The sequence below is a fragment of the Streptomyces sp. genome, assembly GCF_036566765.1.
Taxonomy (GTDB): domain Bacteria; phylum Actinomycetota; class Actinomycetes; order Streptomycetales; family Streptomycetaceae; genus Streptomyces.
The window spans coordinates 1-15,896 of the sequence record NZ_DATCVQ010000058.1; the positions used below are offsets into that span (position 1 = coordinate 1).

Genomic DNA, 15,896 nt, shown 5'->3' on the forward strand with positions numbered 1-15,896 from the left:
CGCGCTCGGGCTGCTCGGCGCCGCCGTGGCGCTCGCCGCCACGATGGCCCCGGCGCGGCCCGCGCGGGCGCGGACGCCGGGGCGGCGGGTCGAGGAACTGCTCGGAAAGCTCACCCTCGACGAGAAGATCTCCCTGCTGCACGGCGCCCGCGACCCGAAGTCCCTCGGCCAGGCCGGGTACGTGCCCGGGGTCCCGCGCCTCGGCATCCCCGAGCTGCGGCTCGCCGACGGGCCCGGCGGGGTGCGCGTGCGCAAGACCGCCACCGCGCTGCCCGCGCCGGTCATGCTCGCCGCCGCGTTCGACCCCGGCCTGGCGCGCGCGTACGGCCGAGTCATCGGCCGCGAGGGCCGCGCGCTCGGCCAGGACGTGCTGCTCTCCCCGATGGTCAACCTGATCCGCACCCCCTACGCGGGCCGCAACTTCGAGACCTTCTCCGAGGACCCGCTGCTCTGCGCCGACATGGTCGCCGAGGAGATCCGCGGCATCCAGGCCGAGGGGCTGATCGCCACGGTCAAGCACCTCGCCCTCAACAACCAGGAGAAGAACCGCACTTCGGTCGACGCCCGAGCCGGCGAACAGACCCTGCACGAGACCGAGCTGCGCGGCTTCGAGGCCGCCGTCGCCGCCGGTACGGGCGCGGTCATGGCCGCGTACAACAAGGTCAACGGCGTCCACGCGGGCGAGAACGCCGTCCTGCTCTCCGCCGTCCTGCGCGACCGCTGGGGCTTCGACGGCTGGGTGATGAGCGACTGGAACGCTGCCCACAGCACCGTCGCCGCGCTCACCGCCGGCCTCGACATGGAGATGCCCTCCGGCGCCCGGTACGGCGACCCGCTCAAGGCCGCCGTCGCGGACGGCAAGCTCCCCGAGGCCGCCGTCGACCGGGCCGTACGCCGGATCCTCGGCGTGCGCGAGCGCTTCGGCCTGCTGGACGCCTCGGAGCGCCCCGTCCGCGACCCCGCCGCCGGCGCGCGTCTCGCCCTTCGGGTCGCCACCGCCGGGGCCACCCTGCTGCGCAACGAGAACGGCGCGCTGCCGCTGACCGGCCCGGCCGCCCGCTCCCTCGCCGTCGTCGGACCGACCGGCTCCGTCCCCTTCGTCAGCGGCGGAGGCAGCGCCCACGTCGTCCCCGACGCCGCCGCCCGCCCGGTCGACGCCCTGCGCGCCCGCGCCGGAGCCGGCGCCCGGGTGACGTACGCGCTCGGCGAGGACATCTACGGCAAGCGGCTGCCGGCGCTGACCCCCGCCGCGTCCCTGGAGGACCGGAGGGTGGCCGCCGGCGCGACCTGGAGCCACGACGCCGCGTTCACCGTTCCGGACGGCGACACCTGGACCTTCGTCGTCCACTACAGCGGCGAACGCCCGGTGATCAGCGTCGACGGCGCCGAGCTCTTCCCCGTCCGCCAGGGCGTCGCCGAGTACTTCGCCGGCGGTCTGCTCGGCCGCGCGCCCGACGGCCTGCACGTGCGCCGAGCCGACGTCCGCCTCACGGCCGGCGAGCACCGGCTGAAGGTGACCGCCGAGGGCGGCAAGGCGGGCCAGCGGTTCCGGCTGCGCGCGATCACCGCCGCCGGCCGGGCGGCGGACGCAGCCGAGGCGGTCGCGGTCGCCCGCGCCGCGCACAGCGTCGTCCTCTTCGCGTACGAGGACGCCACCGAAGGCCGCGACCGGACCTCGCTCGCTCTGCCCGGACATCAGGAGGCGCTGATCGAGGCGGTGACCGCCGCCAATCCGAGGACCGTCGTCGTCCTCAACACCTCGTCCGCCGTCACCATGCCGTGGCTGGACCGGACCGCCGCCGTGCTGCAGATGTACTACCCCGGCCAGGAGGGCGCGGCCGCGACCACCGAGGTCCTGTTCGGCGACGCCGACCCGGGCGGCCGGCTCACCCAGACCTTCCCGGCGGCCGAGGACCGCCACCCCATGGCCGGCGACGCGCACCGCTACCCCGGCGAGGACGGCACGGAGGAGTACTCCGAGGGCGTCCACGTCGGCCACCGCTGGTACGACGCCCAGGGCGTGGCACCGCTCTTCCCGTTCGGGCACGGACTCTCGTACACCTCCTTCGCCTACACGGACCTGGCGGCCGCCCCGCGCGCCGACGGCGGCCTGGACGTCACCTTCACCGTGCGGAACACCGGCGGCCGGGCCGGCACGGAGGTCGCGCAGGTCTACACCGGGCCCTCGCCGGACCTGGATCTCGACCAGCCGAAGCAGCTCCTCGCCGGCTACCGGCGCCTGGAGCTCGCGGCGGGGGAGAGGCGTCGGATCACCGTCCCCGTCGCCGCGCGCACCCTGTCGTCGTTCGACCCGGCGCGCGGCGGCTGGGTGCTCGGGACGGGGTCGCGGACCGTCCGCGTGGGGGCCTCCTCGCGGGACCTCCGGCTCACCGCCGCGTTCGAGGTCCGTTCGCGGTGACCGGTAGGCTGCCGGGGCGTGCGCGAAGCGGCGCGCGCCACGATTCCGGGAGGAACTCGCCTTGCACGTCCAGGAGTGGCTGGAGACGATCCCCGCGGTCGCCGTCTACGCGCTGGTCGGGGTGGTGATCGGGCTCGAGAGTCTGGGCATCCCGCTGCCCGGCGAGATCGTCCTGGTGAGTTCGGCGCTGCTGGCCTCCCAGCACGGCGACATCAACCCGTACGTGCTCGGCGCCTGCGCCACGGCGGGCGCGATCATCGGCGACTCGATCGGCTACGCGATCGGCCGCAGAGGCGGCCGCCCGCTGCTGGCCTGGCTGGGCGGGAAGTTCCCCAAGCACTTCAGCGAGGCCAACATCGCGCTGGCGGAGCGGTCGTTCGAGAAGTGGGGCATGTGGGCAGTCTTCTTCGGCCGCTTCGTGGCGCTGCTGCGGATCTTCGCGGGACCGCTGGCGGGCGTGCTCAAGATGCCGTACTGGAAGTTCCTCATCGCCAACGTCTTCGGCGGGATCCTCTGGGCCGGCGGCACCACCGCGGTCATCTACTCGGTCGGCATCGTGGCCGAGGCCTGGCTGAAGCGGTTCTCCTGGCTGGGCCTGGTCCTGGCGGTGCTGATCGGCCTCTCCTCGATGCTGATCCTCAAGAACCGGGCGAAGAAGGCGGCGGAGAAGGCGTCCGCGGCCGAGCCCGAGGCGGTCGCGGCGACGGCCGACTGACCTTCGTTCATACGGAAGGGCCCGGAGCTCCACGGAGCTCTGGGCCCTTCCTCTGTGCGCGTCAGCCCTGCTCGTGGGCCTCTCGGTGCGCCTTCGCCAGGTGCAGGTACATCTCCGCGTTGAGCTTGATGCCCTCGCGCTCCTCGTCCGTCAGCTCGCGGCGCACCTTCGCCGGGACGCCCGCGACCAGCGAGCCGGGCGGGACGATCATGCCCTGCGGGACCAGCGCCTGCGCGGCGATCAGCGAACCGGCCCCGATCACCGCGCCGTTGAGCACCGTGGCGCCCATGCCCACCAGGACGTCGTCCTCGATCGTGCAGCCGTGCACGGTCGCGTTGTGCCCGACCGTGACCCGCTCGCCGATCGTCACCGGGAAGCCCGGGTCGACGTGCACCGTGCAGTTGTCCTGGATGTTGGAGTCCGCGCCGAGCACGATCGGGCCGCAGTCCGCGCGCAGCACGGCGTGGTACCAGACGTTCGAGCCCGCGGCCATCGTCACGTCGCCGATCACCACGGAGGTCGGCGCGGCGAACGCCGCCGGATCGACGTGCGGCTCCTTGCCGCCCACACCCATGATCAACGCCCGCTCGGTCATCGTCCGTTCCGCCTTCCTCGCTGTCGGTCGCACCATGGGCACCCTACGAGATGCTCATGACGGACATCACAGCGCACCGCACTGATCAGCGACGACACCGCCGACTACGGTGTCCGGGTGCCCAAGAACAGAAACACGTTCTCGTCCTTCACCGCCTGGCGGCGGCGCGTGGTCGCCGGCGCGCTGCAGGGCGGCTGGCGGTGGATGCAGCAGGCGGGCGCCGTCTCGGCCGAGACGCCCGGGCGGCTCCGGTTCCGCCGGCTCGGCGCGGGCACCCGGCTGGCGTTCCCGCAGGGCACGGTCTTCGGCGAGCAGTGGATCGAGCTCGGCGAGCACTGCATCATCGCCGAGCAGGTGACGCTCACCGCGGGCATGATGCCGGGCCTCGACCTCGGCCCCGACCCGATCCTGACCCTCGGCGACGGGGTGGTCCTCGGCCGCGGCAGCCATGTCATCGCCGACACCCGCGTCACCATCGGCTCGAACACGTTCTGCGGGCCGTACGTGTACATCACCTCGACCAACCACAGCTACGACGATCCGCACGAGCCCGTCGGCCGGCAGTGGCCGCGCGCCGACCCGGTGGAGATCGGCCCGGGCTGCTGGCTCGGCACGGGCGCGGTGATCCTGCCCGGGGCGCGGATCGGCCGCAATGTGGTGGTGGCCGCGGGAGCGGTCGTACGCGGCGAGGTGCCGGACCACTCGGTGGTCGCCGGCGCCCCGGCGAAGGTCGTCCGCAGCTGGGACCCGCAGCGGGGCTGGCAGCCGCCGCTGCGCACGCCCGCGCCGCTGCCGATTCCGGACGGCATCACTCCGGAGCAGCTCGCGGCGCTGGCGGAACTGGACCTCCAGGACGGCTGAGCCCCGTTTCCTGCGGCCTCAGCCCGTCGCGAGCAGCACCGTGCCGACGAGCGCGAGCGCCGCGCCGCCCGCCTGGACCGCGCGCAGCCGCTCCTTGAGCACGCCGCGCGCGGCGAGCGCCGTCACCACCGGGTACAGGTTGGCGAGCACGGCGGCCACCGTCACCGGCCCGTTCTGCGCGGCGAGCGCATAGGTGCCGTTGGCGGCCACGTCCGCGAGGCCGACGAACGCGAGGGCCGGGAGCGCCGCCGTCACCACGCGCATGCCGCCCTCCTCGGGCAGCGCCCGCCCGCCGCGCTTGACGGAGACGTACAGTGCGCCGCCGCCGACCGCCACGTTGGTCACCCGCTGCACGAAGAGGGCGAGGAAGAGGCCCGTGAGCGTCGTGGACGCCTCGGCGATCAGCGCCATCACCGAGCCGAAGCCGAACGCGGCGATCAGCGTGAGCATCACGGCCTGCCGCTGCACCGGCGCGCCCCGCAGCTCCGGCCCGCCGGCCAGGACCACGCCCACGATCGCGACGCCGATGCCGGCGAACTGCAGCAGCCCCGGCCGGTCGCCGAGCAGCAGCCCGATCGACACCGGGACCAGGACGCCGAGCGAGCCGAGCGGCGAGACGACGCCCATCGGGCCGAGCGCGAGCGCCTTGTAGAAGCAGAGCATCGCCACCGGGCCCACGGCGCCGGCCGCCACCGCGTACCAGAGAAGCGGTCCGGCCTCGGTCCAGCCGCCGGTGGCGACCACGATCGCGCCGAGCACGACCACGGCGATCGTCTGCGAGGCGACCACCACGCTCAGGGCGGGCATGCGTCGTGTGAGCAGCCCGCCGCCGAAGTCGGCCAGCCCCCACAGGAGACTGGTGGCCAGGGCGAACAACGCTGTCATGGGATCCTCGCAGTACAGTGCGGTGCACATCGGTGAACAGTGGGGTGCACTCCACGGTAGTGCAGTCTATTGAACTCTGTCATCCAAAATATTGGACGGATTGTGTCGGACCTCGATCAGCTCACGCAGTCGCTCGCCCGCAATCTCAAGCGGTGGCGCGGCGAACGCGGTTTCACGCTGGACGCCCTCGCCGCCCGCTCCGGTGTCAGCCGCGGCATGATCATCCAGATCGAGCAGGCGCGTACGAACCCCAGCGTCGGCACCACGGTGAAGCTGGCCGACGCGCTCGGCGTCTCCATCACCACGCTGCTCGACTACGAACAGGGACCCCACGTCCGCCTCGTCCCGCCGGAGCAGGCCGTCCGCATGTGGTCCACCGACGCCGGCAGCCACACCACTCTGCTCGTCGGGACGGAGTCGCGCGGCCCGCTGGAGCTGTGGTCCTGGACCCTGATGCCCGGCGACGGCAGCCCGTCCGACCCGCACCCCGAGGGCACCACCGAACTCCTGCACGTCAGCGCGGGCGAGCTGACCCTGGTCGTCGACGGACAGCCGTACGCCGTGCCCGCCGGCACCTCGGCCACCTTCGAGGCCCATGTGCCGCACGAGTACCGCAACGAGGGCGCCGAACCCGTCGAGATGACCATGGCCGTCTCGGTCCCGCCCGTACGCTGAGACGCCGAACCGGGGCCCGCGCAGGCGCTGTTAGCGTTCCGCCATGCGCGCACCGATCGGAGACTTCGACCACGCCCTTCCCGCCCCCGAGTGCCTCGACCAGCTGACGGAGCCCGTCGCCGCCGCCGTCCGCGCCTGGCAGGGCGTCGTTCCCGCCGACCGGATCCTGTACGTGGACACCGACCCGGCGATCGCCGACACCGCGGTCTTCACCGAGCACTACGGCCCCCAGCTGCTCGACGAGTCGGCGAACTGCGTGATCGTCGCGGGCAAGCGCGGCGAGACGACCACCCTCGCCGCCTGCGTGGTGCGCTCCGCGACCAAGATCGACGTCAACGGCGTCGTCCGCAGGCACCTGGGTTCGCGGAAGGTGAGGTTCGCCGCGATGGACACCGCCATCGGCGAGACCGGCATGGAGTACGGGGGCATCACCCCCATCGGACTCCCGGCCGACTGGCCGGTCCTCGTCGACGCGACCGTCGTCGACACCGAATGGGTCCTCGTGGGCAGCGGCCGTCGCCGCGGCAAGCTGATCCTCCCCGGCAAGGCCTTCGCGGAACTCCCGGGCGCGGTCGTCCTGGAGGGCCTGGGCGTCGCCTGAGGACGGCAGCCCGCAGGGCGGTCCTCGCTCAGCCGAGCCGGGGGATCTCGATGGCGGGGCAGCGGTCCATGACCATGTCGAGGCCCGCGGCGCGGACGCGGTCGTAGGCCGTCTCGTCGATGACGTCGAGCTGGAACCAGACCGCCTTGGCGCCGGCGGCGACCGCTTCGTCGGCGACCTGGCCCGCCAGGTGGCTGTTGACGAACACATCGACGACGTCGACGTCGAAGGGGATGGCTTCCAGGGACGGGTACCCCTGCTCCCCGTGGACCGTCTCCGCCTTCGGGTGGACGGGAACGATCCGCTTGCCGTAGCGCTGCAGGACCGCCGCGACCCCGTATGCGGCCCGTTCCCGGTTCGAGGACAGGCCGACGACGGCCCAGGTGTCGCCGCTCTCGGTGAGGATCTTGCGGATGGTCTCCGGGCTGCCGTACATGCTCGTCCTCCTGAGGGCCGTGACATCGTCCATCAGATCATCAACCGGCACTGACGCGAGAGGATTCCCCGCGCCCGGCGCGCTCATCAAAACCTCAGCATCGCCCCGCGATGCTCCGTGAGCCGAGCCGCATCTCACGGGAGCCCTTCGTTGCATCGTGCCGTCCGCCGCCACGCCCTGCCCGGGCTCGCCCCGGGGCGGGGCGTCGGCTGGATCGTCGGCGTTGCTCTGGTCGCACTGCTGGCCGTGACGGCTGTGTGCGGCGGGCGCGGTGGGCCGCCGTGTGCGAACGGCACACCGGCGTACGCGGACCGTGTCGCCGGACCGGGCGCGCCCTGGGGGACGACCACGGCGAAGGCGTCCTCGCGCAGGCTCGTCGCCGGAATCTGCGGGTGGGACGGAAGGGCCGTGCAGCCGTGACCGCATGCGTGTACCCCGGCGTCGCCTCGCCTCTCGTCCTCTCCTCCTCCTTGGGGCTGACATCGCCCCGCCACCCGGCTGCTCCGCCGCGTCCTGCGGACGATCTCGGCCGCGGGCGGGCAACGGCCCGCCCTCTCGTCGCCTCTTGGGACTCGACAGCCGAACCCCGGCCCCGGAAGGGACGCATCGTGGCTACGAGACACGCGAGACTGACGAGGAACACGACGAACGCGGCGGTGGCGCTCACCGTGATCGGAGCCGTACTGGCCCCCGTGTCACCGGCGTTCGCCGCGAACCCGCCACAGGCCGCCTGGCGAGTCGATCTCCGGGCGGACGTGAACAGGGACGGACGGGTGGACGTCGCGGGCACGACGGACACCGCCGGTGAGGACGCCTGGTCCGCCGCGAGAGGAGCGGTGCTCCTGCCGAACGTCGACGACGACACCAAGCGGTGCGCGGTCAGGGGTCCGGGCGGTCGACCGCTGCCGGACGCCCAGCTCGCCGCCTGCAACGACGCCTCCGACACCAAGGTGAACGGCTCCGAGGACGCGGCCGATCTCGCCCGGATACGCGCCCTGCCCATGGCGAACCTGCCTGCGGGGGCCACGGGTTCCGTGAGCGTGGTGACCGGCGGGCGGAAGAGCAGGGTCTTCGTCAAACGCCCCACGGGATGGACCCATGTGACGGCCACGACCCGGCTGACCGCCGCCGAGCTGCGCTCCGGTGTGGAGTTCGGCGTCGAGGCCACCGACGTCATACGGGACAGCGCGGTCTGGGACGGCCGTACGGTCGTCCGACTGACCGTGACCGCGGGAGGCCGACGCAGCTCGGACGACGTCACTCTGCGCACCGCTCCGCTGCTCACCCAGCATCATCTGCAGAACGCCCAGCAGCTGATGGTGACCAGGGTGCCGGGACGGGACGACTACGCGCGGCGGCAGCAGGCGTTCGTCAAGGGACTCGCGGCGGAGGTCAGGGCGGCGGGCATCGACAAGCCGCTGTTGACGTTCGACGCGTACGGCGACGTCTGGGCGCAGGACTTCGTCGAGCCGGGCTATGTGAGCATGACCGGCCCCGGCGGACGCCGGCAGGTGATCCGCGTGATGCTGCGCTCGGCGCAGCCGGACCGCGAGGCCGGCCGGGAGCTCTTCGAGAAGCTCCGCGGCAAGGGCGTGGGGGTCGTGCAGGCAGCGGGGGTCCGCGACACGGAGGAGTGGACCCTCAACTCCATGGGCAATCTGGAGACCGTCCCGCCCTACTCCCACGGCGGCCGGTCCTTCCCCGCCGGGCGCATCATCATGGGCGAGCGCAAGGACAGCGGCTCGAAGCCCGCGGCGGCGATGCGGACGCTGCTGAAGTCCCAGGGCTTCCAGGACCCGTTGCTCCTGGACACCTCCTGGCTGCACGTGGGGCATGTGGACGAGTTCGTCCAGTTCCTCCCCGCCGACACCCCGCGCGGCTGGCGCATCGGGATCGCCGACCCCGAGGCGGGGCTGCGGCTGCTGCGCGAGGCGCAGGCGGCGGGGCACGGCGCCACGCGGATGTTCTCGGTGCCGGGGAGCGCCGGAACGCCCGCCCCGAAGGAGACCGTCGACCAGGCGCTCGCCTCCCCGTGGCTGGTGAAGGACAACACGCTGGCAGCGGAGCGGATCGCGGCGAACCTGGAGGTGCTCAAGCGCGAGACCGGCGTCACCGACGCGGAGGTCGTACGGGTGCCCGCCCTCTACACGCGGGGCGCCGAGCAGGGCGAGCGGGGCGACCGGGTGCCGAGGCTGTCGCGGATGGGAGCGGGCGAAGTGCCCGATGCGGTGAGCCGGTACGGACAGCAGGAGGTCGTCGGGGACCGCAAGCGCGACGCGGCCCCGGGCACGGTCATGACCAGCGCGTACGTGCCCGGCGCCGTCAACGGCATCGTCCTCGGCCGGAACCGCTACCTGGCGCCGCGCCAGTGGGGGCCGGTGATCGGCGGCACGGACGTCTTCACGGCCGCGGTGAACGCCGCGTACGCCCGTGCCGGGATGAAGGTGTCGTACCTGGACGACTGGTACACGTACCACCTCGGTCAGGGTGAGGTGCACTGCGGGACGAACACCCTGCGCGACGCCTCCGCCGCGTGGTGGAAGCCGCAGGGGCGCTGATCGCCGTCGTGCCCGGCGCCGATCCGGCCGCCGGGCACGATACCGGGTTCGCTGCGGGTGTCAGCGACTCGGAAGCGGCTCGACGGGTCCTGTCGGTTCCCCGGGCGCGGCCCCCAGCGGCAGCTCCGCGCTGACCGCGAAGCCGCCGTCCGCCGTGGGCTCCGCGGTGAGCCGCCCGCCGAGCAGGGCGATGCGTTCCTGCAGGCCGAGGATGCCGTAGCCGCCGCCCGGCAGGTCGGGGCGTGAAGCGTCGTCGGCCGGCGGGCTGTTGAGCACGGCCACCCGCAGCGTCTCGCCGTCGACGTGCACGGTCACGGACGTCGCCGCGCCGGGCGCGTGCTTGCGCACGTTGGTCAGCGCCTCCTGCACCGTCCGGTACACGGTGCGCTCCACCGCCTCCGGCACTACGCGGGCGTCCGTGCCGCTCATCCGGAGCGTGGCGTCCACCCCCGCGCCCTCGACCAGATCGGTCAGTTCGCTCAGCCGGGGCTGCGGGCGCAGCTGGGTGGGGCCGGCGCCGGCCGCCCGCAGCACCACGATCATCCCGCGCAGCTCCTCCAGCGTGCCGGTGGCCAGCTTCCGCAGCGTGCCCGCGACCTCCTTGGCGTGCGGATCCCGCGTGGTGACCTCCAGGGCCGCTGCCTGGACCGCCATCAGGCTCGCCTGGTGGGACACCACGTCGTGCATCTCCCGTGCCAGCCGCGCGTGTTCGCGGGCGATGACCGTGCGCGCGTGCAGCTCCCGCTCGTGGTCCCGTACGGTCGCCAACTCCGCGACGCGGGCCGCCAGATCCTGCCGGGTCTGCACCAGGAGGCCGACCACGGCCGGGCCGACGCCGAGCAGCAGCGAGTAGAGCAGGTGCTGGATGTGCGCGTCGGTGGGCGTCTGTGCGAACAGGCCGAGCGGCCACGGCACGAAACTGCCGGCCACCACGGCGACGACGGCCAGTTCCACCTGCCAGTCCGGGCGCCGCCGGTGAGCGAGGGCGCCCAGGGCGAAGATCGCGGCGAACAGCGCGGCCCCCGCGTACAGGCCGGGCAGGGCGAGCAGCAGCGTCACGCGCGGCATGCGGCGGCGGAGCAGCAGCGCGGCGGCGGCCACGAAGGAGATCACGGTCTGCCACAGGTGCGGCGTGGGCAGGGAGAAGGCGACGTCGAGGGCGGCGAGGCCGGCCAGCGCGAGGTCCGCGGGCAGGCCACGGAAGAGCCGGGAGCCCCAGAAGGCGCGCCGCCGCTCTGCGGTGGCCCAGGGCGCGGCGGCGGCCCCGGCGCCGGTCAGCCGCATGCGTCCGGGCCGCCGGGCCCGACCAGGCGGGCCCCGCCGAGGAGCCCGGCGCGTTCGGCGATCACCGCGGCCTGCACCCGGTTGGCCACGCCGAGCTTGCTCAGGACGTTGCTGACGCCGTCCTTCGCGGTGGCCACGGACAAGTACATCCGGGCGCCGATCTCCGCGTTCGAAAGCCCCTCGCCCATGTGCGCGAGGACCTCGCGCTCCCGGGGCGAGAGCTCCGCCACCGCTCTGGCCGCGGACTGGGTCTCCGCGCTGTGCCCGCCGTCGCCGCGGAGCCGGCGCACCACGGACGGGGACAGACACCCGGCGCCGGTCGCCAGGGCGCGTACGGACCTGATCAGCGTGTCCGGGTCGGTGTCCTTGAGCAGGAAGCCGCCCGCGCCGAGCGCGAGTGCCTCGCCGAGGTACTCGTCCGTGTCGAACGTGGTGAGCATGGCCACCTGCGGCGGATCGGGAAGCGCCCGGATCAGGCGCAGCAGCGTCAGCCCGTCGATGTCCGGCATCCGGATGTCCAGGAGGACCACGTGCGGCCGGTGCTCCTCGACCGCCGCGAGGGCGCCTGCGCCCTCGCAGGAGGCCACGACGTCGATGTCGCCCGCACTGCCGAGGATCATTGTCAGACCCGACCGGATGAGCCCCTCGTCGTCGACGACGAGCAGCCGCAACCGCGGGACGGATTCCGGGGTGGGGTGCACAGGAATTCCTCAGGCAGCGGGACCACTTGCTCCGGACACACTGCGGGACCGCGGCGTGGGGCCGCCACCCGCTGTCACGGATCTCACATCGGTGTGACCGGCAAGTATGCGGGTCCGAACACCTCGCCGGAACCCGCCGACCGGCGGCCCTTGCCCGCCTGCCGACTGGATTGGTTCATGCGGAGGTCGCGGAAGCGCGCGAAGGCCTGTCGCAGGCCCATTCCGCAAGGCAAGGCTGTCCTTCGCGCGCGCCGCGTCGAAGCCCGTGTATCCGCGGCCCGCGCCGCCATCAGAGCAACAGCCTTGAGATCCACGGCTGTTGGGACACGATCCCAGAAACGGAGACCAACCCCCCATGAGACTCCTGCGAGTTTCCCTGCCCCGACCGCACGCCCGGCGCATAGCCGCGGCCGGCCTCGCGTCCGGTGCGGCCCTGGCGCTGGTCGCGTCGGCCGTCGGCACGGCCTCGGCCCAGACGGGACAGGGGGCGCAGTCCGGCGAGCGGACGAAGCCCAGCGTGAAGATCATCGGCGGCAAGCCCCAGGCCGACAACGCGTACCCGTGGATGGCCGCTCTGCTCCAGAAGGGCCCGGGCAGCGCGACCGAGCGCCAGTTCTGCGGCGCCAGCCTGGTGAGCGACACCGCCGTGCTCACGGCAGCCCACTGCATCATGGGCACCAAGCCGGCGGACATCGAGGTCACCGTCGGCCGGACCGTGCTGTCGGCCAAGAAGCAGGGCCAGCTGCGCGGTGTGAAGAGCATCGTCGCCCACCCGCGGTACGTGAAGGGCCAGCAGGCCTACGACCTGGCCGTGATCGAACTGGCCAAGCCGGTCACCGGCATCGCCCCGGTCAAGATGCCGACCCCCGGCACCGACGCCCTGCTCCGCCCCGGGGCCGAGGCCACGGTCATCGGCTGGGGCAACACCGACACCGAGGTGCCCGCCTTCCCCGACCGGCTGCTCGGCGTCCAGGTGCCGCTGCTGTCGCACGCCGAGTGCAAGGCGACCTACGGCGACTACGACAAGGCCGTGAACATCTGCGCGGGCGTCGAGGGCAAGGACTCCTGCCAGGGCGACAGCGGCGGCCCCCTGTTCCGCAAGGTGTCCGGCCGTACGTACCAGATCGGCATCGTGTCGTACGGCGACGGCTGCGGCGAGCAGGGCGCCCCTGGCGTCTACACCTCGACCAGCTCGGCGAAGCTGTGGAAGACGCTTGAGGAGTCTCCCGAGGGCAAGCGGATCAAGAAGCTGCTCAAGCGCTGACAGCGGTATTGACACCGTAGGCGGCCGTGCCCTTGGGCACGGCCGCCGTGGCTGCGGGTCTCGCGTCGGGCCCGACGGGTTTGAGGGCGTCCACGGCGGCATAGGGTGGCGGGATGCAGGAGCAGTACCGCACGGTGGCCCGCGAGGGCGTGCACGAGTCCGAGATCAACCGTTCGCGCTTCCTCTGCGCGCTCGCGCCCGCCGCGACCGAGCAGGAGGCCCAGGACTTCGTCGCACGCATCCGCAAGGAGCACCCCACCGCCACCCACAACTGCTTCGCGTACGTCATCGGGGCCGACGCGGCCGTCCAGAAGGCAAGCGACGACGGCGAGCCCGGCGGGACCGCAGGCGTCCCCATGCTCCAGATGCTCATGCGCCGCGAGATGCGGTACGTCGTCGCCGTCGTCACCCGCTACTACGGCGGCGTGAAGCTCGGCGCGGGCGGGCTGATCCGGGCGTACGGCGGGGTCGTCGGCGAGGCCCTCGACGCGCTCGGCACGATCACCCGGCAGCGCTTCCGGCTGGCTGCCGTCACCGTGGACCACCAGCGCGCGGGCAAGCTCGAGAACGACCTCCGGGCCACCGGGCGGGCGGTGCGCGAGGTGCGGTACGCGGACGCCGTGACGATCGAGATCGGGCTGCCGGACGCGGACGTGGAGGGGTTCCGGGCCTGGCTCGCCGACGTGACCGCCGGTGCGGCGGAGCTGGAGCTCGGGGGAGAGGCGTACGGGGATGCGTGAGGGTGGGAGCCGGGCCGCTCTGCCGGAGGGCGGGAGTCTGGCCGCTCCGTCTGAGGGCGCGCCTCGCACGGCGTCGGCCGAGGGTTCGGCCCGTACGGTTTGTGCCGCCCCGGTCGAGCGGCTGACCTGGGGGATCTCCGAAGCCGCCGCCTTTGTCCGAGCCCACCGATACGCTCCTCGATCATGAGACTCCTGCACACGTCGGACTGGCACCTGGGACGGTCGTTCCACCGGGTGAGCCTGCTCGACGCCCAGGCAGCGTTCCTCGACCGTCTCGTGGCGACGGTGCGCGAGCGCGAGGTGGACGCGGTGCTGGTGGCCGGGGACGTCTACGACCGGGCCGTGCCGCCGCTGGCGGCCGTCGAGCTGTTCGACCGGGCCCTGCACCAGCTCGCCGAGGCCGGAGTGCCGACCGTCATGATCTCCGGCAACCACGACTCCGCGCGTCGGCTCGGCGTCGGCGCCGGGCTCATCGAGCGGGCCGGGATCCATCTGCGGACCGACCCGGCCGGGGCCGGCGTCCCCGTGGTGCTCTCCGACGCGCACGGCGACGTCGCGCTGTACGGCCTGCCGTACCTGGAGCCCTCGCTCGTCCGCGAGCAGCTCGGCGCGGCGAAGGCCGGACACGAGGCCGTGCTCGGCGCGGCCATGGACCGGGTCCGAGCCGACCTCGCCGCGCGGCCCGCCGGCACCCGGTCGGTCGTCCTCGCGCACGCCTTCGTCGCGGGCGGCGAGCCCAGCGACAGCGAGCGGGACATCACGGTCGGCGGGGTCGCCGCCGTGCCCGCCGGGGTCTTTGCCGGCGTCGACTACGTGGCCCTCGGCCACTTGCACGGCAGCCAGACCCTCACCGAGCGGGTCCGGTACTCCGGCTCGCCCCTCGCGTACTCCTTCTCCGAGACCGACCACCGCAAGACGATGTGGCTGGTCGACCTCGGCGCCGACGGCACGATCGAGGCTGCCGAGCGCGTCGACTGCCCCGTGCCGCGCCGCCTCGCCCGGATCCGAGGGCGGCTCGACGACCTGCTCGCCGACCCGGCGCTCACCCGGCACGAGGAGGCGTGGGTCGAGGCGACCGTCACCGACCCGATGCGGCCCGCCGAGCCCATGGCGCGGCTCACCGCCCGCTTCCCGCACACGCTCCACCTGGTCTTCGATCCCGAGCGCACCGAGGCCGACCCGCACGCCTCGTACGCCCAGCGGCTCCGGGACCGCACCGACCAGCAGATCGCGGAGGACTTCGTGGCCCATGTGCGCGGCGGCGCCGGACCCGACGGCGCGGAACGCACGGTGCTGCACGGCGCGTTCGAGGCCGTACGGGTGGACGCGGCGGAGCGCGAGGTGACCAGGTGAGGCTGCACCGGCTCGTCGTCACCGGCTTCGGACCGTTCGGGGGCACCCAGGAGATCGACTTCGACGCGCTGTCGTCGGCCGGGCTGTTCCTGCTGCACGGGCCGACCGGCGCGGGCAAGACGTCCGTCCTCGACGCCGTCTGCTACGCCCTGTACGGAGCGGTGCCCGGCGCGCGGCAGAGCCCCGGGACGTCGCTGCGCAGCGACCACACCCCGGCCGGCACGTACACCGAGGTCATCCTCGAACTCACCGTGGGGGAGCGGCGGTTGGAGATCACCCGCCGCCCCGCGCAGCAGCGCCCCAAGAAGCGGGGCGGCGGCTTCACGACCGAGAAGGCGCAGAGCTGGCTGCGCGAGTACGACACGGGCGCGGCGACCTGGCAGGGGCTCAGCCGCTCCCACCAGGAGATCGGCGAGGAGATCGCCCAGCTCGTGGGGATGAGCCGGGAGCAGTTCTGCCAGGTGGTGCTGCTGCCGCAGGGCGACTTCGCCCGGTTCCTGCGGGCCGACGCGGAGGCGCGTGGCAAGCTGCTCGGCCGGCTCTTCGACACCCGGCGGTTCGCCGCGGTCGAGGATCGGCTCGCGGATCTGCGGCGCGGCGCGGAGCAGCAGGTGCGGGAGGGCGACGAGCGGCTGCTCGGGCTCGCCCAGCGGATGGCGGAGGCGGTCGGCGGCGGCGCGGTCGAGGAGCGGCCGGGCGAGCCCGGGCTCGCCGAGGCCGTACTGGTCCGGGCCGCCGTCGCCCGCTCCGAGGCGCGCGAGGCGCTCGACGTTGGGGACCTGGCGCTGCTGGCCGCCGAGAGCCGGCGG

Annotated in this window: 16 protein-coding genes; 11 read left to right on the forward strand and 5 right to left on the reverse strand. The window is 73.4% G+C overall.

What is annotated here, in order from left to right; all coding sequences use genetic code 11:
* Window positions 1-2,419: beta-glucosidase family protein (locus VIU94_RS02960; protein WP_331907187.1), on the forward strand; the 2,419-nt coding region annotated here is incomplete at its 5' end.
* Between the two features lie 61 nt (window positions 2,420-2,480).
* The gene (locus VIU94_RS02965) at window positions 2,481-3,134 is read left to right on the forward strand and encodes a DedA family protein (protein WP_331907189.1); all 654 of its coding nucleotides are present in this window, start codon (window positions 2,481-2,483) and stop codon (window positions 3,132-3,134) included.
* Window positions 3,135-3,195: 61 nt separating this feature from the next.
* On the opposite strand, the gene VIU94_RS02970 is transcribed toward VIU94_RS02965, so the two are convergent.
* Window positions 3,196-3,729, reverse strand: a complete 534-nt coding sequence (locus tag VIU94_RS02970) for a gamma carbonic anhydrase family protein (protein ID WP_331907215.1) — start codon at window positions 3,727-3,729, stop codon at window positions 3,196-3,198.
* A gap of 117 nt (window positions 3,730-3,846) precedes the next feature.
* On the opposite strand from VIU94_RS02970, the gene VIU94_RS02975 reads away from it, so the two are divergent.
* Complete coding sequence (locus VIU94_RS02975) at window positions 3,847-4,590, forward strand: acyltransferase (RefSeq protein ID WP_331907191.1); 744 nt, start codon at window positions 3,847-3,849, stop codon at window positions 4,588-4,590.
* Between the two features lie 18 nt (window positions 4,591-4,608).
* Here VIU94_RS02975 and VIU94_RS02980 read toward each other — a convergent pair whose 3' ends face one another.
* The gene (locus tag VIU94_RS02980) at window positions 4,609-5,475 is read right to left on the reverse strand and encodes an EamA family transporter (RefSeq protein WP_331907193.1); all 867 of its coding nucleotides are present in this window, start codon (window positions 5,473-5,475) and stop codon (window positions 4,609-4,611) included.
* 102 nt (window positions 5,476-5,577) lie between these two features.
* Here VIU94_RS02980 and VIU94_RS02985 point away from each other — a divergent pair, with 102 nt between their 5' ends.
* Together VIU94_RS02985 and VIU94_RS02990 are read left to right on the forward strand one after the other, a co-directional pair.
* The gene (locus VIU94_RS02985) at window positions 5,578-6,150 is read left to right on the forward strand and encodes a helix-turn-helix domain-containing protein (protein WP_331907195.1); all 573 of its coding nucleotides are present in this window, start codon (window positions 5,578-5,580) and stop codon (window positions 6,148-6,150) included.
* A gap of 43 nt (window positions 6,151-6,193) precedes the next feature.
* On the forward strand, window positions 6,194-6,751 hold the full coding sequence (locus VIU94_RS02990; protein WP_331907197.1) for a YbaK/EbsC family protein: 558 nt from the start codon (window positions 6,194-6,196) through the stop codon (window positions 6,749-6,751).
* A gap of 28 nt (window positions 6,752-6,779) precedes the next feature.
* Here VIU94_RS02990 and VIU94_RS02995 read toward each other — a convergent pair whose 3' ends face one another.
* A complete protein-coding gene (locus tag VIU94_RS02995) occupies window positions 6,780-7,187 on the reverse strand; it encodes a CoA-binding protein (protein WP_331907199.1) in 408 nt (135 codons plus the stop codon).
* Window positions 7,188-7,337: 150 nt separating this feature from the next.
* Between VIU94_RS02995 and VIU94_RS03000 the strand changes: the two genes are divergently transcribed.
* Window positions 7,338-7,607, forward strand: a complete 270-nt coding sequence (locus VIU94_RS03000) for a hypothetical protein (protein WP_331907201.1) — start codon at window positions 7,338-7,340, stop codon at window positions 7,605-7,607.
* 188 nt (window positions 7,608-7,795) lie between these two features.
* Window positions 7,796-9,745, forward strand: a complete 1,950-nt coding sequence (locus VIU94_RS03005) for a protein-arginine deiminase domain-containing protein (protein ID WP_414720877.1) — start codon at window positions 7,796-7,798, stop codon at window positions 9,743-9,745.
* Window positions 9,746-9,805: 60 nt separating this feature from the next.
* On the opposite strand, the gene VIU94_RS03010 is transcribed toward VIU94_RS03005, so the two are convergent.
* On the reverse strand, window positions 9,806-11,029 hold the full coding sequence (locus tag VIU94_RS03010) for a sensor histidine kinase (RefSeq protein ID WP_331907203.1): 1,224 nt from the start codon (window positions 11,027-11,029) through the stop codon (window positions 9,806-9,808).
* On the reverse strand, window positions 11,020-11,730 hold the full coding sequence (locus tag VIU94_RS03015) for a response regulator (protein ID WP_331907205.1): 711 nt from the start codon (window positions 11,728-11,730) through the stop codon (window positions 11,020-11,022). The genes VIU94_RS03010 and VIU94_RS03015 overlap by 10 nt, the downstream gene beginning before the upstream one ends.
* Window positions 11,731-12,085: 355 nt before the next feature.
* Here VIU94_RS03015 and VIU94_RS03020 point away from each other — a divergent pair, with 355 nt between their 5' ends.
* From VIU94_RS03020 to VIU94_RS03035, 4 genes are all read left to right on the forward strand, one after another.
* Window positions 12,086-12,994, forward strand: coding sequence for a S1 family peptidase (locus tag VIU94_RS03020; RefSeq protein WP_331907207.1), 909 nt, complete (start codon window positions 12,086-12,088; stop codon window positions 12,992-12,994).
* Window positions 12,995-13,107: 113 nt separating this feature from the next.
* Window positions 13,108-13,734, forward strand: a complete 627-nt coding sequence (locus tag VIU94_RS03025) for a YigZ family protein (protein ID WP_331907209.1) — start codon at window positions 13,108-13,110, stop codon at window positions 13,732-13,734.
* Window positions 13,735-13,917: 183 nt separating this feature from the next.
* Window positions 13,918-15,087, forward strand: a complete 1,170-nt coding sequence (locus VIU94_RS03030; protein WP_331907211.1) for an exonuclease SbcCD subunit D — start codon at window positions 13,918-13,920, stop codon at window positions 15,085-15,087.
* On the forward strand, window positions 15,084-15,896 hold an 813-nt coding region (locus VIU94_RS03035; RefSeq protein ID WP_331907213.1), incomplete at its 3' end, for an AAA family ATPase. The genes VIU94_RS03030 and VIU94_RS03035, both read left to right, overlap by 4 nt.